Raw genomic sequence first — 19805 nt, 5'->3', positions numbered from 1 at the left:
GCAATGGGCGTTGCCGCCGGAGACGCGATCCTCGTGGTCAACAGCGGGTCGTCGAGCGTCAAGTTCGCCCTGTTCGGCACGGCAGACCACCTGCCCCGTTTGGGGTCGGGGGTTGCCGAACGGATCGGATCGCCGCAGGCCCGGCTGACGGTGCGCGGAAACGGGTCGGCGCTCGCGGAAGATGCCGCGCTCCCGGATCACGAGGCGGCGCTCGAGCTGATCCTGGCGCAAGCCGAGGATCGCCTGAGCGGCGAGGGCGCACGCCTGCGAGCCGTCGGCCACCGCGTCGTGCACGGCGGGCCCGACTGCGATTGTCCGCTGCCCGTCGACGCGGTGCTCGAGGAACGCCTCGCCCGCCTTGTGCCGCTTGCGCCTCTTCATCTCCCGCACAACCTCGCCGGCATCGCCGCCGTGCGCGCGAGGCGTCCTGAGCTCCTCCAGGTCGCCTGCTTCGACACCGCCTTCCATCACAGCCTGCCGCGGACCGCCAGGCTCACCGGCTTGCCGCGCGAGTTCTACGACCGGGGCATCCGCCGCTACGGCTTCCACGGGCTCTCTTACGAGTACGTCGTCCAGGCGCTCGGGTCGTTCGGCGAACAGGCACCGCGGGAGCGCACCATCATCGCCCACCTCGGCAACGGCGCCTCGATGTGCGCGATCCGCGACGGGCGGAGCGTCGAGACGACGATGGGCTTCGGCACGCTCGCGGGACTCCTCATGGGCACCCGATGCGGCGATCTCGATCCGGGGATCGTGCTCTATCTCATGCAGCACGAGGGCATGGAGGCCGCCGAAATCGAGGAGCTGCTCTACGAACGCTCCGGCCTCCTCGGCGTCTCGGGCGGCCTCAGCCGCGACATGCGCGAGCTCGTCGGGTCTCAGAGGTCCGAGGCGCAGGCGGCGGTCGAGCTCTTCTGCTACCGGGCGCGACTGCATGTGGGATCCCTGACCGCGGCCCTAGGCGGCCTCGACCGGCTGGTGTTCACCGGCGGCATCGGCGCCAACGCACCCGAGATCCGCGCCCGGATCTGCAACGGCCTGGAATACTTGGGCGTGGTGCTCGATGGCGAGCGCAACCGGTCCGGCGCGCCGACAGTCTCCCAAGATGGCGCCGCCGTACCGGTCCATGCCTTTCCGACCGACGAGGAGGTGGTGATCGCGCGCCACACGGTCCACGTCGCAGATCGCCACTGCGCCCTGCAAACGGTCGAGCAATGACAGCGACCCGCCCTTTCCAGGAGATCATCGAGCGCGCGCAAGGACTGCCACCGATCAGGTTGGCGGTGGTGAACGCGGCACAGCGAGTCGTGCTCGAGACGCTGCGCGAGGCAACCGCACTCGGTCTGGTCGCCCCCCACCTGATCGGCGAGCGACGAGCCATTTCGGACGTGGCCGCGAAGACCGGGTGGCCAATAGACTCCGTTTCGATAACAGAGGCCGGCGACGAGGCGACCGCGGCGGCCCTCGGTGTGACGCTCGTGCGGGAGGGTCGGGCCGGCGCCCTCATGAAGGGGCTCGTGCACACCGATGCTCTGATGCACGCCGTGCTCGACGCTCATCGCGGCCTGCGCGTCCCGGGCCGGCGTGTCAGCCACGCCTTCGTATGTCACGTGCCCTCCTATCCCAAGCTTCTCATCGTCACGGATGCTGCAATCAATATCGCGCCGGATCTCAGCGCCAAGGCTCAGATCCTGCAGAATGCGGTCGAATTGGCGCGGATGGTCGGGGTCGCCGCGCCCAAGGTGGCGGTGCTCTCGGCTGTCGAGACCGTCAATCCGGCGATCGCCTCGACGCTGGACGCCGCGGCACTCACCCTCATGGCAAGGCGAGGACAGATCGCGGCCGGCGCATCGGTCGATGGTCCGCTTGCCTTTGACAATGCGGTCTCGCGCACGGCAGCCGGCGAGAAAAGCATCGTCTCGGCCGTGGCGGGAGATGCCGACATCCTGCTCGTTCCCGACCTCGTCTCCGGAAACATGCTTGCCAAGAGCCTGGAATACCTGGCGGGCGCCGTCGCGGCCGGAGTGGTGCTGGGCCTTTCCGCGCCTGTCGTGCTGACCTCCCGCGCGGATCCGGCTGCGGCGCGGCTGGCCGCCCTGGCCTTGGCCGTCCTGCAGCACGCAGACGGTGAAGCAATCGGGGAGAGGACCTCGGACGAGGAGCCCACCGTTCACTGCCTCCCGCAGCGGGAGTCGGCCTGCTGCCCGCTGTCGCGCCAAGTTCCAGAGCTTCCACCCCCCATCCAGGCCGTAGAGCGCGCGCCTCATTGACCCAGGCGAATGACGAGGACAGCTGAATGCTTGAACGCCACGAACATGAGCATCACCACCCCGCGGGAACGGGGCGGATCGAGACCGAATTCCACCGACACGGGAACCCACCTGACCTCGCCGCAGTCACGAAGCACGGCCGAGCCGAGCCGAGCCATGCCGGTCATGGAGGGCACGATCACGGTGCCATGATCGCCGACTTCCGCCGGCGCTTCTGGGTGTCGCTCGCGCTGACGGTGCCGATCGTCGCGCTCTCGCCGATGATCCAGCACTGGCTGGGGCTTCGTGAAGCGCTCGCCTTTCCTCGCTCGGACTATCTCCTGTTCGCGTTGTCGTCGGTCGTGTTCTTCTATGGCGGCTGGCCGTTCCTGAGCGGGCTTGTGGCCGAGCTGCGGGACCGCCGGCCCGGCATGATGACCCTGATCTCGCTCGCGATCTCGGTCGCCTACGTCTACTCGAGCGCGGTCACCTTCGGGCTCGCCGGCGAGATGTTCTTCTGGGAGCTGGCGACGCTGATCGACGTCATGCTCCTCGGCCATTGGATCGAGATGCGCTCGGTGCTGGGCGCGTCCGGCGCTCTCGAGGCGCTCGTGCGCCTGCTGCCGGCGACGGCGCACCGCCTGAAGCCGGACGGCGGCACCGAAGAGGTTCCGATCAGCGCCCTTACGGCGGGCGACAAGGTGCTCGTGAAGCCGGGCGAGAAGGTGCCGATCGACGGTGTGATCCTGAGCGGCCACTCGAGCTTCAACGAGTCGATGCTGACGGGTGAGTCGCGCCCGGTCGAGAAGGGGGAGGGCCAGGAGGCGGTCGGCGGGGCCATCAACGGCGCGGGCGCGGTGACTCTCGAAGTCCGCAAGACCGGCGATCAGACCTACCTCGCTCAAGTGATCGAGATGGTTCGCGAGGCGCAGGCCACGCGCTCGCGCACGCAGGATCTCGCCAACCGCGCCGCCTCGTGGCTGACCTGGATCGCGATCGGCGTCGGCTTTAGCACACTCGCGATCTGGCTCCTGATCGGCGGCTCGTTCGCCTTCGCGCTCGAACGTATGGTCACCGTGATGGTGATTGCCTGTCCGCACGCCCTGGGGCTGGCGGTACCGCTTGTGGTCGCGGTCAGCACCAAGCTCACGGCCCAGAACGGCCTTTTGATCCGCGACCGCGCCGCATTTGAGCGCGCACGCGACCTCAACGCGGTGATCTTCGACAAGACGGGCACGCTCACGGAGGGCCGCTTCGGGGTCTCCGATGTGGTCGGGCGTGGGGGCGTAAAGGAAGCGGAGGTGCTCGCCTGGGCGGCTGCCCTGGAGACCCAGTCCCAGCACCCGATTGCGCAGGGCATCGTGCGCGCCGCTGCCGAGCGCGGCATCGCGCCAAAGCGCGTCGACCGGTTCCAGAGCCTGACCGGGCGCGGCGCCGAGGCGGTGGTCGAAGGCCGCGACGTGAAGGTGGTCAGCCCAGGGTATCTGCGCGAGCAGGGACTGGATCCGGACGGGGACGGCATCCGGCGGCTCGCCGAGCAGGGCAAGACCGTCGTGCACGTCCTGCTCGACGATAAGCCCATCGGCGCCATTGCGCTGGCCGACGTGATCCGGCCGGAATCGTATGAAGCCGTCCGGCGCCTCAAGGCGATGGGCATCCGGTCGATGATGCTGACGGGGGACGCCAAGGCGGTGGCCCGCACCGTCGCCGGCGAACTCGGCCTCGACGACTACTTCGCCGAAGTGCTGCCGGACCAGAAGGCGGCGAAGATCCGCGAGGTTAAGGCCCGCGGCCTCAGCGTCGCGATGATCGGCGACGGCGTGAACGACGCGCCGGCCCTTGTGGAGTCCGATCTCGGCATCGCCATCGGCGCAGGGACGGACGTGGCGATCGAGGCCGCGGATGTCGTGCTGGTGCGCAGCAACCCCCTGGACGTGTTCGCCATCCTGGCACTGTCGCGCGCCACCTACAACAAGATGGTTCAGAACCTGCTTTGGGCGACGGGCTACAACGCGTTCGCCATCCCGCTCGCGGCAGGCGCCGCCTACAACTGGGGCATCCTCCTCTCGCCTGCGCTCGGCGCCGCCTTCATGTCGCTCAGCACGGTGATCGTTGCGGTCAATGCCCAGCTTCTCGAACGGGCACGCTCCTTGGTCGCGCGTCCACAACAGCGCCCCATCCAGCAGAATTCCGGGGCCGAACGCGCTGCGACCTGAAACACAACGCAATGCATGGGTCCGACCCTGTCATGACGGTGGGGCAGGAGGCTTGGTGATATCCGGCGTCTGCGCATGAGTTCGGCGTTGCCTGCTCCCGGCTCCCGAACGGCCTCTCCGGTCTCGGAGCGTCCCTGGCATGCGTTGCGCGGCGAAGAAGTTCTCGCGCGCGCCGAGAGCCGCCGCAGCGGCCTCTCCGGCGACGAGGTCCGGGTCCGCCAGGCGCGGTTTGGTCTCAACACCCTCCCGAGCCGGAAGGTGTCGAGCTGGGCGGCGCTCTTTGCGCGCCAATTCGTCAACCCCTTGATCGCCCTGCTGCTCGCAGCCACCGCCGTCTCCGCCGTTCTCGGCGAGACGCTCGATGCGATCTTCATTCTGGCCGTCATTTTCATCAACGCAGCGCTCGGAGCCATCCAGGAGGGCAAGGCCGAGCGCGGCGCCGCGGCTCTGGACCGACTGGTACGCCAGGACGCCGTGGCGTGGCGAAACGGGGAACGGCGGCGGGTCGATGCGACAGACCTTGTCCCGGGGGACATCGTCGAGCTCGAGTCCGGCGTGCTAGTTCCGGCCGATCTGCGGTTGCTGGAGACAAGCGGGATATCGGCCGACGAATCCCTGCTGACCGGCGAGTCCCTGGCGGTCGAAAAGAATGGCGCGACGATCCTCGCCGAAGGCGCCTCGCTCGGCGATCGGGTGAATCTGGCGCACGCCGGCAGCATGATTCTGCGCGGTCGCGGCTTTGGCGTCGTGGTCGCCACGGGTCGGGAGACAGAGATCGGCCGGATCGCGGCGAGCCTCACTGATATCGAAAGTGCTCCGCCGCTCGTGCTTCGCCTGCGGCGCTTCTCGGCCACAGCGGGCATCGTGGTCGTGACCGCGGTTCTGGTCTTTGCCGCCGTGCAACTCTGGCTCGGCGCTCCCCTGGCGGAAATCTTCTTCGTCTCGGTGGCGCTGGCCGTGTCGGCCATCCCCGAAGGACTGCCCATCGCCATCACCGTCGCTCTCGCCGTCGCGGTCCGCCGAATGGCTCGACGCAACGTCATTGTCCGAGCTCTGCCAGCCGTCGAGGGACTTGGGGCCCGCAGCCTCATCGCGAGCGACAAGACCGGCACGCTGACGCTCAATCGACTCACGATCGCGACGGTCTGGTTGCCCGGGCAGGGTCGCGTGGACCTCACGACGACCGCAGCGGTCCGGGGCGACGATCTCACGCCTGAGGCCCTCGGTGAGCTCGCGACGGTCGGCGCCCTGTGCAACGAGGCAAGTCTGGGGGAAGGCGAGGCGGCGGTGGGCGATACCGTGGATCTGGCCTTCCTGGCCTTCGCCGAGACGCTCGGGCGTCGTCGCGAGGAGCTCGTCAGGTCCGAGCCCGTCGCAAGCGCGATCGCCTATGAGCCGGAAAACCGCTTCGGCGCGACCTTTACCTATCGAGGCGATCGCATCCGGATCAGCGTCAAAGGTGCGCTGGAGACGGTGTTGGCCATGTGCGAGGGCGGAGCAGCCCCGGCGCAAGACGCGGCCGAGCAGTTGGCCGGGGAAGGGCACAGGGTCCTGGCTGTGGCGGAGGGTTGGGCGGGGACCGGCGCGGCGCTCGACCGGTCTGCGCTTCGGGGGCTGACCCTGATCGGGCTGGTCGGCCTGATCGATCCGTTGCGCCCGGAGGCGCGCGACGCAGTGCGCCAGGCGCAGGACGCCGGCGTGCGCGTCTGCATGGTGACGGGAGACCACCCGAAAACCGCCGCCGCGATCGCCGAACAACTCGGGATCCCAGCCGGGCCCGAGGACGTGGTCTCGGGGCAGGAGATCGCCAGGCTGGCGGCGGACCCCGCTGCTTTCCGGGCGCTGGTCGCAAGGCGGAGGGTCTTCGCCCGGGTCGAGCCGCTGCAGAAGCTGTCGATCGTCGAGGCGCTGCGCGAGGCCGGGCACTTCGTCGCCGTGACCGGGGACGGCGTCAACGACGCTCCGGCGCTCGCCGCCGCGCATATCGGGGTTGCGATGGGGCGCAGCGGCACCGACGTCGCTCGCCGCGCGGCCGACCTGATCGTGACCGACGACAACTTCGCCTCGATCGTCGCCGGGATCGAGGAAGGCCGCATTGCCTACGCGAACATCCGGAAGGTGATCGCCTTCCTGATCAGCAGCAGCGCCGCCGAGATCGGCATCTTCTTTCTTTGTCTTCTCGCCGGCCTGCCGCTGCCCTTCGTCGCCGTCCAGCTGCTCTGGCTGAACCTCGTCACCGACTCCGTTCAGCACGTGGCGCTGTCCATGGAGCGCGGCGAGCCGGACCTCCTCTCCCGCGGCCCCAGGGCGCCGAGCGAACCCCTGTTCGATCGGCGGATGATCGAGCAGACGGGGCTTGCCGGGCTCACCATGGCCGGGCTCGGAGCGGGGTATTTCGGGTGGTTGCTGGCGCAAGGCCGGAGCATCGGCGAGGCACGAAACCTCCTGCTGTTGCTGATGGTCTGCTTCCAGAACGTCCACGTGTTCAATTGCCGATCCGAACGGCGCTCCGCCTTCCATCAGCCGTTGCGCTCGAACCTGTGGATCCCGGCCGTCGTCGTACTGACCCAAGGCATCCACATTGGCGCGATGCACGTGCCGGTGCTGAACGAAGTGCTGCGGATCGCGCCGGTCGCCTGGTCGGAATGGGTTCAAGTGGCAGGGATCTCGCTGCTGCTCATTCCAACGATGGAAGTCTACAAGAGCCTCAAAGCCGGGAGGCTGTCGAGTGCGCCCCAGTAATGATCTGGACGCATGCGCGTCTAGATGCAGGAACACGGCCTCGTCCGGTTCGGGGTTCAAGGCGTTCGGGCGAGCCGGGTAACGCGGGCGTTGGGACCTCAGGTCCAGGTCGGCTAAGGAGTGCCATGTCTCCCAGCGCTGAACAGAGCCCCATCGGAACGGCGACAGACGACGTTCCCTATTGCCGTTCCATGATGCCGCATCCCTGTGGGCCATGCGGCTCAGAAGCGGCGCCATTCGAATTGCCTTCGTACCGTCTGGCCTCCCTCGATCACGACTTCCTCCTCGGCGACTCCATGCGCGGGGTGCGCTTCCTTCTGGAATACGCCAAGGTCGAGGAGGCGCTCCGCGCCTGGGGCGTCCGCTCGACCATCGTCGTGTTCGGAAGCGCCCGGATCCGGGACGACGGACCGGGTCGCGGTGCGCACTGGTACGCCGAAGCCCGACGCTTCGGGCGCATCGCTTCCGAGCGTGGGGGTGCGCTCACGGTGCATGAGGGCTTTCGTGACAACGTCATCGCGACAGGCGGCGGGCCGGGCCTCATGGAAGCCGCGAACCGCGGCGCGCACGACGCGGGCGCGCCCTCGATCGGCTTCAACATCACGCTTCCGCGCGAGCAAAAACCGAACCCGTATATCACGCCCGAGCTGACCTTCCGCTTTCATTACTTCGCCATGCGCAAGATGCATCTGGCCATGCGGGCGAGCGCCCTCGTCGTATTCCCGGGCGGATTCGGCACGCTGGACGAGCTGTTCGAGATCCTCACCCTTCGCCAAACCGGCAAGTCGCCCGGTATCCCGATCGTCCTGTTCGAGGCGAGCTACTGGCACTCCGTGATCAATTTCGAGGCTCTGACCGAGAACGGCATGATCGACCCGGCCGATCATGAGCTCTTCCAATTCGCTGAGAGCGCGGAGGAGGTGTGGACCAAGCTCCTCGCCCGCGGCTTGACCGCGGTCTAGCGGTCCTGCTGTTGCCTGGACTCCAACAATCCGGCGCAGGTCTGGAGCTTACCGAGATGCCCTCTCGAATCGAGGATTACGCCCTCATCGGCGACTGCGAGACCGCCGCTCTCGTCGGGCGCGATGGTTCGATCGACTGGCTGTGCTGGCCGCGGTTCGACTCGGGCGCCTGCTTCGCGGCCCTGCTCGGAACGCCGGAGAACGGACGCTGGCAGATCGCTCCGGCCGACTCAGGCGCGCGCGTTGCCCGCCGCTACCGGGACGGGACGCTCATCCTGGAAACGGAGTTCGACACCGCCGATGGGGCGGTTACGCTGATCGACTTCATGCCCCTGCGTGGCGTCGGCTCGGACCTCGTCCGCCTCGTGGTCGGCCGGCAGGGCCGTGTAACGATGCGGACCGAAGTCGTGATCCGCTTCGACTACGGCTCTGCCGTCCCCTGGGTCACGCAGCTCGAGGACGGGACCGGACTGCGGGCCGTGGCGGGTCCCGACATGGTCGTGCTGAGGACGCCGACACGTCTTCGCGGAGAGGACCTGAAGACGGTTGGCGAGTTCACCGTCGGACCTGGCGAGATGGTCCCCTTCGTGCTGACCTATGCTCCGTCACACCTTCCGGTGCCGCAAGCGCTCGATCCAGAGGCGGCGCTGGGCGGCACGGAGGAGTTCTGGCGAGGCTGGTCCTCACAGTGCCAGCACACAGGGCGGTGGCATGAACCCGTGCTTCGATCGCACATCACGCTCAAGGCACTGACCTTTGCTCCCACGGGGGGAATTGTGGCCGCGCCGACGACGTCGCTCCCGGAGCAAATCGGCGGGCCGCGCAACTGGGACTACCGCTTTTGCTGGCTTCGCGACGCCACCTTCACCCTGATCTCGCTCATGGACGCCGGCTACTACGAGGAGGCGAAGGCCTGGCGCGACTGGCTGCTGCGGGCCGTCGCCGGCAGCCCGTCGCAAATCCAGATCATGTACGGGCTTGCCGGCGAGCGGCGCCTTTCCGAGTGGGAGGTACCTTGGCTGGCCGGCTATGAGGGCTCGCGGCCCGTGCGCGTCGGCAACGCCGCCCAAAGCCAAATCCAGCTCGACGTCTTCGGCGAGGTCATGGACGCCCTGCATCAGGCCCGACGGGGAGGACTTGAAACGACCGAGCCGGGTTGGGCCTTGCAGCGGGCGTTCGTCGGGCATCTCGAGACCATCTGGAACGAGCCTGACGAGGGGATCTGGGAGGTCCGTAGCGGACGACGCCATTTCACGCACTCGAAGGTGATGGCCTGGGTTGCGCTCGACCGGGCGATCCGAGGGATCGAGGAGTTCGGCCTCGACGGCCCGCTCGAGCGCTGGCGCAGGCTGCGTAGCCACATCCACGAAGAGGTTTGCCGAAACGGCTTCGATGCAGACCTCGGCAGCTTCGTGCAGTCCTATGGCTCGCGGCATCTCGACGCGAGCCTGCTGATGCTCGCGCTGGTCGGGTTCCTGCCCCCGAGCGATCCTCGCATTCGAGGCACGGTGGCTGCTATCGAACGACGCCTCCTCATCGAGGATACGTTCGTCCTGCGCTACGACACCGAAGAAGCCTCGGACGGGCTGCCCCCGGGCGAGGGAGCATTCCTGGCGTGCAGCTTTTGGCTTGCCGACAACCTGGTCCTGCTCGGTCGCGACGAGGAGGCCCGCGGTCTGTTCGAGCGTCTTTTGGCCCTGCGCAACGATGTCGGCCTGCTCGCTGAGGAGTACGACCCGGTGGCGCGCCGGCAAGTGGGCAACTTCCCGCAGGCGTTTTCGCATATCGCCCTCGCCAACACCGCGCGCAACTTGACGCAAACAAGCAAGCCCGCCGAGGAGCGCTCAGCAAAGTTGCGGTGATCGGCCACCGGCTCCGGCCGCGGCGCGCCTGCACGCCCGAATGAGCGAGCCGCCCCGGAGCTGCGGTCTGCAGTGGGAACTCGAGGCTGTCAGGATGTCGGCGTCGGTGTTCGACATTGCATCTTGACCTTCCAACCGTTGGAAGGTGCATGATTCTGTCATCCTACGAATGGAGGTTCCAAAATGTGTGGATGCTCAAGTGGGCGGCAGCAGACCAGCCAAGTCGACGCCAACCTGGACCCGAATGCTCTGACCTTTCGGGTCGAGGACATGACTTGCGGGCACTGCGCCGGGACGATCAAGAAGGCGATCGAGACCGGACTGCCGGGGACCACGGTCGATGCGGATCCGCAATCGAAGCTGGTTTCCGTCAAGGGTGCGTCCAGCTTCTCCAAGCTGCGCGACCTCGTGGTCCAGGCCGGCTATACGCCGTCAGCATCGCCGCTCAAAGCTGCTTGATCGTCTCGCCGACGGCCGATGGGAGATGGATCCGGGCCGCCGAGGCGGCCCGGATCGGTTCGGGTGATCACCTTCCCTTAGAGGGCTCCATGCTGTGCATGCACGTCCTTCCTAAGCGCCGGCGAGATCCAAGCTAAGACCCCGTCGCTGCGAAGATCTGGGCATTCGCCGGTCCCTCAACCTCAAGATATCCAGCAAGGCCGCGCTCCACGCGTGAGAGGGCGTGATCGACGAGGACGAACCGCCTGGCACCTCGAGCTTCAGTTCGGCGATGGCCCCCGACCCGACCGGAACCGACATCGTGGCGACGTCGCGTAGGGGCTTGGATGTCGCGAGCCGAAGCCGTACACCCGGTCGAAGATCTCGCCGATGACATGGAAGGACGAGGTGTAGTTGGGTCCGCCGACCCCGAAGAAGATACGTACCGTCTCCCCCACTTTGGCCTTCAACGGGCGAAGGGTCGTGAGCGCGCCGACCGAGCCGTTGAGGACGAAATATTCGGGCCGCTCGTTCAGCATTTTCTCGTAGCTCGGGTCGAGAACGCCCGCCGTGCCGAACGGCTGCTCCGTGTAGATTTCGCCCTGAACGACGTAGAACTCCCGATCGACCGGCGGCAGGCCCCCCTCCGGTTCGACCAGGATCAGCCCGTACATGCCGTTGGCGACATGCATCACCACGGGCGGCACGGCGCAGTGGTAGATATAAAGCCCTGGGTTGATCGCCTTGAACGGAAGCCCTTCGTCTCGCCAGGAGCGGCCGTGGTCGCCTCCGCGCCGCCGCCCGGGCCGGTCGCTGCATGGAAATCGACGTTGTGCAGGAGCGCGCTGTCCTCACGGTTCTTGAGCGTCACCTCCACCGTGTCGCCGACCCGCACGCGCATCGTCGGGCCCGGAACCGTCCCGTTGAAGGTCCAATAGCGGAAGCGGGTGTTGCTGTTGGCGTCAAGGCGGCCTTCAAGCTCGATCGTCTCCAGCTCGATGCGCACGGTCTGCGGACCGCGCGCTCCAATCGGCGGAGGAACGTGCGTCGGATCGCACCCGATATCGGCGCCCTCCGGCATCACGGGGTAGACGCGCTGGCTGTAGCTACCGGCGCCCGGCGCACCATGCGCGGTCGGGGTTCGCGTGGGTCGCGTCTGCGCCGGTGCAGATGTCGACCCGGCGACAAGCCCGGCGGCACTCAGCGCAGTCGAAGCGCCCGCACCCCCTACGGCGCCAAGAACGGCGCGTCGCGAGAGCGGGGCGGTTTCGGTCGTGCCTACTGATGCCGTCGCGGCAGTCTTCGGTCGCGCTGCGAAGTGGTCGTCGGTGCTCATCACTCCTCCAGTTCCCTGCATTAAAAGGCCGCATCCCAGTCGAGGGCGCAATCACCTGAGTGAGGTCCCGGCGCATCTAGCGATGCTCAGTCCGGCGTTGTGCCACGGCCGCCTCACGTCGGTCGTGCATCTCGGCCCGCAGACCCCGGCTCGCCATGAGCATCTCGGTCACGAACGCCGCGAGCGCGCCGATCGTGCAAAGGATAGCCAACCCGAACAGGATGAACAGAACCGATGCCACCGTGCTGTTGCGCAAAGCGCCAAGGAACAGGACGAGCGTCGCCCCACTGGTCGCTCCTCCGCCAAGCGCCCCGAGCACGACCGCCACGTCGAGCACCAGAGATCGTGTGCGGTGATACGACAGCTGATCCGTGAGGCGGCCGGCCTCCTCGGGGGCGGCTCTTTCGAGTGCCTGCGCGAGCTTGTTCACTCGGTCCGCCACCCGCGCGAGCCGAGTCGAGAACACGTTGAGGAGCGCTGCAATCCCGGACAGCAGGAACACGGGCGTCAACGCCACCTGAATGATATGGGTGACGCTGTCGAGGGATGAGGGATGGCCGAAGTCAGTGCCTGGCATGAGGCAGTCCGTCTGACTCAAAGCCAGCGTGCGAAAGAGCCCAGCAGCCTCGACCTTCTCGAGTGACCAGGCCGGATCCCATGGCGATCAAAGCCTGTCGAGGCGGCCGCCATCGACCCTGAGGGCGGTCCCCGTGATGAAGGCGGCGTCCTCGGACGCGAGGAACGCGACCGCAGCCGCGATATCCTCGGGGCGCCCGACGTCCTTAGGGTCGATCTTCTTGGCTCCGGACTTCACGTTCGGATTGTCCCAGAGCATGGGCGTGTCGATCGCGCCGGGCAGGACGACGTTGGCGCGGATGCCCTTCGCCTTGCCCTCGATCGCAGCCGACCGGGTCAATGAAACCACAGCAGCCTTGGCGGCGGCTTAAGGCGCGACGAGCGGCGAGGTCATGACCGCGTGAATGCTCGAGACGTTCACGATCGCGCCGCCTGCCGTCATGGTGAGGAACGCCTGCTTGGTGAAGTGAACGGCGCCGAGGAGATCGACGCCGATGACCGTCTGCCAGTCCTCGGCCGTGTACTGCTCGAGCGGCTTGAACAGCATCACCCCCGCGTTGTTGACGACGATATCCAGGCGACCGAACCGGTCGAGCGCGCTTTGGGTCACGGCCTGAACTTGGCTCTCGACAGCGACGTCGCAGGCGGCGCTAAGCGCATCCGGCGCACCGCTGTCTTTCAGTTCGTCGGCGACGGCCTCGTTGGTACGGCGAGCCGCGACCACCACCCGGGCGCCCTCGGCTGCCAAGCGCTTGGCGACGGCCAACCCGATGCCGCTGGTGCCGCCCGTGACGATGGCGACCTTGCCGCGGAACCGCATGACTCAGGCCTCCACATCTTCAAGAATGTTCCCGGCATGGTGCTGGTGTCCGCGCTCGTGATAGCGCCGCATCCAGTCGCGCCGGCGTCGGGCAAAGGGCTCGTCGGTCTCGCTCGGCAGGACGACGGGCACGTTTAGGCACACGCTCTGGGCCGGCAGCACGTCGCCCCAGGCGCGGATCAGGTCCTTGTAGGCGCGCCCCACTGCCCGAATATTGCGATCGAGATCGTAGAGGCCGAGCGGGTTGACATTGCCGTTGTCCTCGCGAAGGGCGGTGTCCCAGTCGACCTGATCGGTCAGCGAGTACCAGGTAAAGCCGACGATCGGCACGCCCGTGTTGCGCACCCGCAGCACGTTTGCCCACTGCTTCCAGAGCCAGTTGACGGCCTCGTCCCCGTTCGGTCCCTCGTTCATGTTGGTCTCGGTGTGCATCACGGGCAGCTTGTAGCGGTCGAAATACTGCCGCGTGATCTCGTCGTACCCGAAGACGTCGCCCGACCCCCAGGTCCGCCCGTCCGCCGCCACACGATGCTCGTTCGTGACGTAGTAGTCGTTGCCCATGATGCAGTGATGCCGCAGCGGAGAGTGCCGGAGGAAGAAGTGGTACTCCTCCCGGGTCATGCCGTTGTCCATCAGGTACTCGTACATCTTGGAGGCAACCTGATAGCCGTAATTGAGGTCGAGCGAGAGGAACCGGCGCGCGTTCCTAAGCTCTGCCGGCCCGATGGCCTTCGGCTCCTCGGCATGGAAGTACTCTGACGACTCACTCTGGACGAAGATGGCGTCCGGCCGCACATCGAGGATCGCCGCCATGGCGAGCACGTTTGCCTTGACGATGTGCTTGAGCGCCGTGACGAAGGCGCGGTCGCTGGCAAGCTCTTCGTTCCACCAGCCGTAAAGCGCGGAGAAGGTGGCGCAGATGAACATCTCATTCACCGGCGTGTAGAGCTGAACCCACGGGAATCGTTGGGCGAACGCGCGGGCGTATTCGGCAAACAGGCCAGGGAAGTCGAGGTTCTGGAAGTCGCCGACCCAGTCCGGCACGCCGAAGTGACAGAGGTCGACGACCGGGACCACGTCGGTCTCTTTCAGGGACCCGAACGTGAGGTCCGAGAATTCCCAGTCGTAGCGAGCAGGACCAAGCCAGGTCTTATGGATCGGCGGACCATACCGCAGGAAATGGATGTCGAGGTCCTTCAGGAGCTCGAAATCCGTCCGCCAATGCTTGTAGTGGCCGCACTTCTCCATCTCGTCGACGCGGGTGCGCCCGTTGTTGATGGTGGGGTAACTATTCTCAATGCCGGTCGCGAACATGAACCATGGTGCGGGCATCGCGCTCCCCTTGATGCGTCTGGCCAGTGGACAGCCGCTTGCACGGCCTGCACCTTACAAGAGATCGGCGATGTCTTCAGTGGTGGCCCGGCACCACCGTCGGCGAGCGGCTTTCGATGGTTGAGCAGGGACGGTCCCGCTCACCGTAATGGTGGGTCGGTCCGCGCGTCTGTTACGTCAACGCACCCGCGTCTCCTTGATCCGCATCAAGGTGCGAAAAGCTGGAAACGGCTTTCCCGGGGCGTTCGCACGAGGACCGCCTCTATCTACTGGGCAGCTGAAAGACCGCCGATGACCCGTGACGAAATTCTCTCAGCATCCTCGATGCCCTAGCCAGCCCGAGCTACCCGAAGGTGCATTAGGAGGCTAGGACGATGCGCTGCGGCGCTGCGTGGACGAGATCGACGGCCTGGGCCGCACCTCGGCTGAAGGCCGCAGCAAGTGCTACGGGCACAGGTCCCTTTCCAGTTCGGAGTCGGGTCGTGAGGCAAGGTCATGGCAGCCGTCGCATGGGGAAGCGTTCTCTCTGGATGCTTGCCAGCCGGTCCCTCATCGCCGTCGCCTTCGTCGGGGTCTGCGCGCCCCAGGCTGTCGCGCAGTCTGGCGGCCACGCCGAGCACCATCCCGGCACGACGGCCGGCACCCCCGACGCACCCCCCACCTCAGCGCCAGCAACCCCGACCGCTCCGCCAAGCAACCCGCCTGCGGGCGTTTCGAGCACCCAGCCGCCGATGCCCGGAATGGGTTCGGGTGGTCCCGGCATGGGGGGCGGTATGGGTGCCGGCGGTGCCATGGGCGGAATGATGGGCGAGATGATGGGCCGCCCGCGCAAGGAGTTCTATCCCTCCCTGATGGACGTCCCGGCCTTAACGGCCGAGCAGCGCCAAAGCCTGGAGGCCCAGGCGCGCATCCAGATCAGCGCCGGGACGGACGGAATCGCGAGCGCCGAGAATGCGCTCCGGCATGCCAACGCCGCCGGAGACGCGGCCGCGGCTGAGCAAGCCACTTCACGTCTCCGTGACGCTCTCAATCAGGTGAAAAGCGGCGCCACGACGCTCCGGTCGCTCACGGAGGGAAAGCCGCCACAGCAGATCGCGCAGGACTGGTTCAAGACCCAGCTGAACATCCCGACCGGCGTCCCAACACATGGGATCAGCGGACCCCTTGGCCTGTCGTGGTTCCACGTCATCACGATGTCGCTCGTCGCAACGTTCGCCGCGGCCATGCTCGCCATCTATCTGGTCCGCATGCGCCGCGCGAACGCCCTCGTGAACCGCCTGACGAGCGCCACCCCTGTCCCGGCCACATCCGCCGTCCCTGCACCCCCGGCCGCGGCCCCGCCCGTGCCGCCGGTATCGCCTTCGGCGAGGGTCGCGGCTGCCCCGGCCGCCGTGGCTCCGAGCGCTGCCCCTGCCGCAGTTGCCCCGGGTCCCGGAGGCGCGCCAGCAACGCCTGCGTCGGCCGCCAAGCCAACCCCGGGCAAATTATGGAAAGGCAAGCTTCGGGTCGCCGCCATCTTTCCCGAAGCGACGGGGGTCAAGACTTTCCGGCTCAGAGACCCCGGAGGCGGGCCGATCCCCTTCACCTTCGTGCCCGGCCAGTTCCTGACCTACTCGGCGGAGATCGACGGCAAGCTGGTCCGGCGCTCCTACACGATTGCGTCCTCGGCCGCGCAGACAGCCTATGTCGAGACCACCATCAAGCGCGAGGAGCCGGGCATCTTCTCCGACCACATGCACGACCACGTGGTCGAGGGCGACCTGGTCGACGTGATGGGGCCGTCGGGGGTTTTTACCTTCACTGGGGCGGAAGCCGACAGCGTCGTCCTGATCGGGGGCGGCGTCGGCGTCACGCCGTTGATGGCCGCCATCCGCTACCTCTTCGACACCGCTTGGCCCGGCGAGATCTTCCTCGTCTATGGGGCTCAGACCACGGCGCACTTCATCTTCCGGGACGAGCTCGAGTTCCTGCAACGCCGCATGCGCAACCTGCACGTGGCTGCCACGATGGCGCGCGCGGCGGGCACGCACTGGATGGGGGCGGAAGGCCACATCACGAAGGAGTTCCTCGCCCTATCCGTTCCCGAGATCGTCAAGCGACGCGTCCACCTCTGCGGCCCGCCCGGCATGATGGAGGCGATGAAGAAGCTTCTGGCGGAGCTCGGCGTCCCGCCCGAACAGGTGAAGACCGAGGCCTTCGGACCGGCTCTAGGCGCCGTACCCCCGCCCGGCGCCACAGTCATCGCGCACATCGGCGCTCCTTCACCCGCTCCCGCCGGCGCGCCGCCACCCCCGGCCGCGATCGGGCCGGCGACCGCGACGGTCCGCTTCGCGCGGTCGAACAAGACCGCCCCTCTTCCTCCGGACAGGAGCGTGCTGGAGGTCTCCGAGGATATCGGCGTGAACATCGACTACTCGTGCCGGGTCGGCATCTGCGGCGTGTGCAAGACCCAGCTTCTCGAGGGCAAGGTGACCATGGAAGTCGAGGAGGCCCTGACGCCGGAGGACAAGGCGAGGGGCATCATCCTGGCCTGCCAGGCCAAATCGATCGGCAACCTGGTCGTCGAGGCCTGACATGAGCCGGACCGAACGGCTGACCGTCGAAGTCGTCCTCACCCTCCTCCTGTTCCTGGTCCCGGCCTTCGTTCTGCATACGTCGCCGCGCTTCGCCGGGAGCCTGGCGGGCTTTGCGCTGGGCGTTGCCGCAGCCACCCTGATGGTCTCGCTGCTGATCTATCCTCTTGCCAAGTACAGCACCCGCCTCAAATCATGGATCACCCGGGTCGCGCCGATGGGTGCGCTGCTCACGTTTCACGTCTACGCGGGAGTGTTCGGTGCCTTCCTGGCCATCCTGCACACCGGGCACAAGTACCAGAGCCCGCTGGGCATCGCTCTCGTGACCGCCATGCTCGTCGTCGTCGCCACGGGGGTCGTCGGGCGCTACTACCTTCCCGAGACGTCGGCCGAGCTGCGGGAGGAGCAGTCGCGGCTCGCGACCTTGCGCTCCGCCTACGACCGGACAGCCGCGGCGTTCGCCGAGCGGCAGGCCCTTGAGGATGCAGCGGCCGCCGGCATCAGCGCGCCGGCCCTGCGGGATGTGTCGGTCCGCCAGCTCGTGGAGGGCATCGCTGACCTCGAATACGCCGTCGGCTCCCGAGAGGCGATCAAGAAGACATTCATGCGCTGGATCGTGGCGCATGTGGTCGCGGCGATCCTCATGTATCTGCTGCTGATGCTCCACATCGCCGGCGAGATCTACTACGGACTGCGGTGGCTCTCGTGAGGAAGCTCAGCCTTTTATATACGGTGCTGATCACCATCGCGGTCGTGGGCGGCATGACGGCGGTCGTCGCCTTGTACCGCTCGGGTTCGGCGTCGGTTCCAGGCTGGCCGACCTCCTTCCAGCCCGGCCCCCTCTCGGCGAAGCACGCGTTCCTCGGCGACAAGTGCGAAGCGTGTCACACGCCAACGAAGGGCGTCGAAGCCACCGCTTGCATCACGTGCCATTCCACCGCCGCTGCTGACCTTGGCAAGCAGCCGACTGCGTTTCACGCCAACGTTCAGGATTGCCGGGGCTGTCACGTGGAGCATGACGGGGCCGCCCGCCCGACCAAAATGGATCATGCGGCGCTCCTGCGGATCGGATCCCATCTCGCTGTCGGCGCCTCAGGTCATCCAGGCGTGTCGCGCCAGATGATCGACGACATGGCTGCGTTCCTGGGGGTTCCCGTGTCCCAGTCGGCCGAGAAGAATGCCCTGAACTGTGCGAGCTGCCACAGCAACCAAGACCCGCACAAGCAGCTCTTCGGGCGCGAATGCGCCACGTGCCACGAGACCGGCACATGGCGGATAGCATCATTCCTGCACCCATCCCCGACGTCGAAGGACTGCGCGCAATGCCACCAGGCGCCGCCAAGCCACTACATGATGCACTTCGAGATGGTGTCCAAGAGCATTGCCGGCCAGGAGCATGCGAACGTCAGCCAGTGCTATCTGTGCCACAAGACCAATTCGTGGAACGACATCAAAGGGGTCGGTTGGTACAAGCACCACTGACAGGATCGACTTGCAGCAGTTTCAAGGAAGCCGGTGTCGCGCGCCGCGAAAGGCGGGCTCAGAGCGTCCCGATTCATGCCGTCGGGTTCGGACAGGTAGCCGCGGGTCGCGGCGTGTCCACACGACCCGGGAGGAGCGACACTCATCGCAAGCTGTGTTTCGGCGTGCAAGTTTAGGTCTGACTCAGTTTCGCTGCAGGTTGGGGCTGTTCTGACGCTGGTTTCCAGAAGGAATCAGCACGATGAAGCAGCGATTTCGGCCAGCCAGCCTGGTTCCCTCAGGATTGATGGTCGACGGAATCGCGATCGAAGGCGATCGTGTTGTCGTCCGAGTTCGGGCCGCCGTCGGCGCCTGTCCATGTCCTGATTGTGGGGCGATCTCACAACGGATCCAAAGCCGGTATTGGCGGCGAGCAAAGGACCTGCCGCTCAGCGGCCGACGCGTCGAACTCCAGGTCCTCGTCCGGCGCTTTCGGTGCGATGCGGTCCTATGCGGCCGCCAGATCTTTGCAGAGCGCTTTGGTGACCGCATCCTCGCGCCACGAGCACGCCGGACGGATCGTCTCGATCATATCGTCCAGCATCTCGGGCTCGCGTTGGGCGGCCGACCCGGAGCGAGTTTTGCCGCCAGGATGATGCTGCCGGTCAGCAACGATACGCTGCTGCGCGTGGTCCGGCAGCGTGCGCGGGTGCCGAGCGACCCATTACGCGTGATCGGTATCGATGACTTCGCGTGGCGGCGCAATCACCGCTACGGCACGATCGTCTGCGACCTCGAACGCCGCCGGCCGGTCGTCCTGCTTCCTGACCGGGAGCCGGCGACATCGGAAGCTTGGCTCCTCCGTCAGCCGCTTATCCATACCGTTGCCCGTGACCGTGGCGGGGGCTACGGCGAGGCGGTGGCGCGTGCCTTGCCGCAGGCCGTCCAGGTTGCCGACCGCTGGCACCTGATGGAGAACGCCAGCCGCGCTTTCCTCGACGCCGTGCGCAAGTCGATGCGCCAGATCCGCGGCGCCATCGGCGCCACCGTCGTCAACCCCGCGCTCCTGACGGCGGCGGAGAAGCTGCAATATGACGGGTATCTGCGGCGCGAGGAGACAAACGCAGCGATCCTCGCGCTGTGGCAGGAGGGCGTGCCGATCAAACAGATCGTCAGGCGCACGGGCCATCACCGCCAGACCGTCAGGCGGATCGTCCGCGGCGAGCGCAGCGACGTCT

16 protein-coding genes and 1 pseudogene are annotated in these 19805 nt (G+C 66.9%); 11 read left to right on the top strand and 6 right to left on the bottom strand.

The window, feature by feature from the left end:
• Positions 1–3 precede the first annotated feature (3 nt).
• Together AX750_RS11355 and AX750_RS11350 are read left to right on the top strand one after the other, a co-directional pair.
• A complete protein-coding gene (locus AX750_RS11355) occupies positions 4–1218 on the top strand; it encodes an acetate/propionate family kinase (protein ID WP_066733978.1) in 1215 nt (404 codons plus the stop codon).
• The gene (locus tag AX750_RS11350) at positions 1215–2270 is read left to right on the top strand and encodes a bifunctional enoyl-CoA hydratase/phosphate acetyltransferase (protein WP_066733976.1); all 1056 of its coding nucleotides are present in this window, start codon (positions 1215–1217) and stop codon (positions 2268–2270) included. Before AX750_RS11355 ends, AX750_RS11350 begins: the two co-directional genes overlap by 4 nt.
• Here AX750_RS11350 and AX750_RS26480 read toward each other — a convergent pair.
• Entirely contained in the window at positions 2264–2452 is a 189-nt protein-coding gene (locus AX750_RS26480; protein ID WP_067254251.1) for a hypothetical protein, read from the bottom strand. The two genes, AX750_RS11350 and AX750_RS26480, sit on opposite strands and share 7 nt — an antisense overlap.
• Before the next feature lie 6 nt (positions 2453–2458).
• Here AX750_RS26480 and AX750_RS11340 point away from each other — a divergent pair, with 6 nt between their 5' ends.
• From AX750_RS11340 to AX750_RS11320, 5 genes are all read left to right on the top strand, one after another.
• Positions 2459–4465 carry a heavy metal translocating P-type ATPase gene (locus AX750_RS11340; protein WP_197431907.1) on the top strand — a complete coding sequence of 669 codons (2007 nt, stop codon included), beginning with the start codon at positions 2459–2461 and terminating at the stop codon, positions 4463–4465.
• A 75-nt stretch (positions 4466–4540) separates the two neighbouring features.
• The gene (locus tag AX750_RS11335) at positions 4541–7207 is read left to right on the top strand and encodes an HAD-IC family P-type ATPase (protein ID WP_066733974.1); all 2667 of its coding nucleotides are present in this window, start codon (positions 4541–4543) and stop codon (positions 7205–7207) included.
• A gap of 296 nt (positions 7208–7503) precedes the next feature.
• Positions 7504–8169 (top strand): TIGR00730 family Rossman fold protein, encoded by a 666-nt coding sequence (locus AX750_RS11330; RefSeq protein WP_245282374.1) that lies wholly within the window; start codon positions 7504–7506, stop codon positions 8167–8169.
• Between the two features lie 56 nt (positions 8170–8225).
• Positions 8226–10031 carry a glycoside hydrolase family 15 protein gene (locus AX750_RS11325; RefSeq protein ID WP_066733970.1) on the top strand — a complete coding sequence of 602 codons (1806 nt, stop codon included), beginning with the start codon at positions 8226–8228 and terminating at the stop codon, positions 10029–10031.
• A gap of 183 nt (positions 10032–10214) precedes the next feature.
• Positions 10215–10490 (top strand): heavy-metal-associated domain-containing protein, encoded by a 276-nt coding sequence (locus AX750_RS11320; RefSeq protein WP_082737726.1) that lies wholly within the window; start codon positions 10215–10217, stop codon positions 10488–10490.
• A gap of 260 nt (positions 10491–10750) precedes the next feature.
• Here the strand turns inward: AX750_RS11320 and AX750_RS26865 are convergent, their stop codons facing one another.
• From AX750_RS26865 to AX750_RS11295, 5 genes and pseudogenes are all read right to left on the bottom strand, one after another.
• The gene (locus tag AX750_RS26865; protein ID WP_245282373.1) at positions 10751–11167 is read right to left on the bottom strand and encodes a hypothetical protein; all 417 of its coding nucleotides are present in this window, start codon (positions 11165–11167) and stop codon (positions 10751–10753) included.
• Positions 11161–11805 (bottom strand): multicopper oxidase domain-containing protein, encoded by a 645-nt coding sequence (locus tag AX750_RS26860; RefSeq protein WP_245282372.1) that lies wholly within the window; start codon positions 11803–11805, stop codon positions 11161–11163. Before AX750_RS26860 ends, AX750_RS26865 begins: the two co-directional genes overlap by 7 nt.
• 76 nt (positions 11806–11881) lie before the next feature.
• A complete protein-coding gene (locus tag AX750_RS11305) occupies positions 11882–12382 on the bottom strand; it encodes a DUF2721 domain-containing protein (RefSeq protein WP_066734006.1) in 501 nt (166 codons plus the stop codon).
• Between the two features lie 87 nt (positions 12383–12469).
• A pseudogene (locus tag AX750_RS26855) lies at positions 12470–13201 on the bottom strand (SDR family NAD(P)-dependent oxidoreductase).
• Between the two features lie 3 nt (positions 13202–13204).
• Positions 13205–14533, bottom strand: a complete 1329-nt coding sequence (locus tag AX750_RS11295) for a family 1 glycosylhydrolase (RefSeq protein WP_066733967.1) — start codon at positions 14531–14533, stop codon at positions 13205–13207.
• Between the two features lie 791 nt (positions 14534–15324).
• Between AX750_RS11295 and AX750_RS11290 the strand changes: the two genes are divergently transcribed.
• The 4 genes from AX750_RS11290 to AX750_RS11275 form a co-directional block, all read left to right on the top strand.
• Positions 15325–17106 (top strand): 2Fe-2S iron-sulfur cluster-binding protein, encoded by a 1782-nt coding sequence (locus tag AX750_RS11290; protein WP_245282371.1) that lies wholly within the window; start codon positions 15325–15327, stop codon positions 17104–17106.
• Position 17107: 1 nt separating this feature from the next.
• Positions 17108–17815 carry an iron reductase gene (locus AX750_RS11285; protein WP_066733964.1) on the top strand — a complete coding sequence of 236 codons (708 nt, stop codon included), beginning with the start codon at positions 17108–17110 and terminating at the stop codon, positions 17813–17815.
• Positions 17812–18588: a cytochrome c3 family protein gene (locus AX750_RS11280; RefSeq protein WP_066734003.1), complete on the top strand. Its 777-nt coding sequence runs from the start codon at positions 17812–17814 to the stop codon at positions 18586–18588. Before AX750_RS11285 ends, AX750_RS11280 begins: the two co-directional genes overlap by 4 nt.
• A 241-nt stretch (positions 18589–18829) precedes the next feature.
• Positions 18830–19805, top strand: a 976-nt coding sequence (locus AX750_RS11275) for an ISL3 family transposase (RefSeq protein WP_156450067.1), incomplete at its 3' end; no start/stop codon positions are given.

Source organism: Methylobacterium sp. CCH7-A2, assembly GCF_001557075.1.
Lineage (GTDB): Bacteria > Pseudomonadota > Alphaproteobacteria > Rhizobiales > Beijerinckiaceae > Allobosea > Allobosea massiliensis.
Note: the sequence above shows the minus strand (reverse complement) of the source record. Positions and strands in the feature narration are given on the sequence as shown.

Excerpts from the sequence above, each read along its gene's own strand:
- AX750_RS11355 (WP_066733978.1), top strand. The coding sequence starts at position 4 with ATGGGCGTTGCCGCCGGAGACGCGATCCTCGTGGTCAACAGCGGGTCG.
- AX750_RS11350 (WP_066733976.1), top strand. The coding sequence starts at position 1,215 with ATGACAGCGACCCGCCCTTTCCAGGAGATCATCGAGCGCGCGCAAGGA.
- AX750_RS11340 (WP_197431907.1), top strand. The coding sequence starts at position 2,459 with ATGATCGCCGACTTCCGCCGGCGCTTCTGGGTGTCGCTCGCGCTGACG.
- AX750_RS11335 (WP_066733974.1), top strand. The coding sequence starts at position 4,541 with ATGAGTTCGGCGTTGCCTGCTCCCGGCTCCCGAACGGCCTCTCCGGTC.
- AX750_RS11330 (WP_245282374.1), top strand. The coding sequence starts at position 7,504 with ATGCGCGGGGTGCGCTTCCTTCTGGAATACGCCAAGGTCGAGGAGGCG.
- AX750_RS11325 (WP_066733970.1), top strand. The coding sequence starts at position 8,226 with ATGCCCTCTCGAATCGAGGATTACGCCCTCATCGGCGACTGCGAGACC.
- AX750_RS11320 (WP_082737726.1), top strand. The coding sequence starts at position 10,215 with ATGTGTGGATGCTCAAGTGGGCGGCAGCAGACCAGCCAAGTCGACGCC.
- AX750_RS26860 (WP_245282372.1), bottom strand. The coding sequence starts at position 11,805 with ATGAGCACCGACGACCACTTCGCAGCGCGACCGAAGACTGCCGCGACG.
- AX750_RS11305 (WP_066734006.1), bottom strand. The coding sequence starts at position 12,382 with ATGCCAGGCACTGACTTCGGCCATCCCTCATCCCTCGACAGCGTCACC.
- AX750_RS11295 (WP_066733967.1), bottom strand. The coding sequence starts at position 14,533 with ATGCCCGCACCATGGTTCATGTTCGCGACCGGCATTGAGAATAGTTAC.
- AX750_RS11290 (WP_245282371.1), top strand. The coding sequence starts at position 15,325 with ATGGGCGGAATGATGGGCGAGATGATGGGCCGCCCGCGCAAGGAGTTC.
- AX750_RS11285 (WP_066733964.1), top strand. The coding sequence starts at position 17,108 with ATGAGCCGGACCGAACGGCTGACCGTCGAAGTCGTCCTCACCCTCCTC.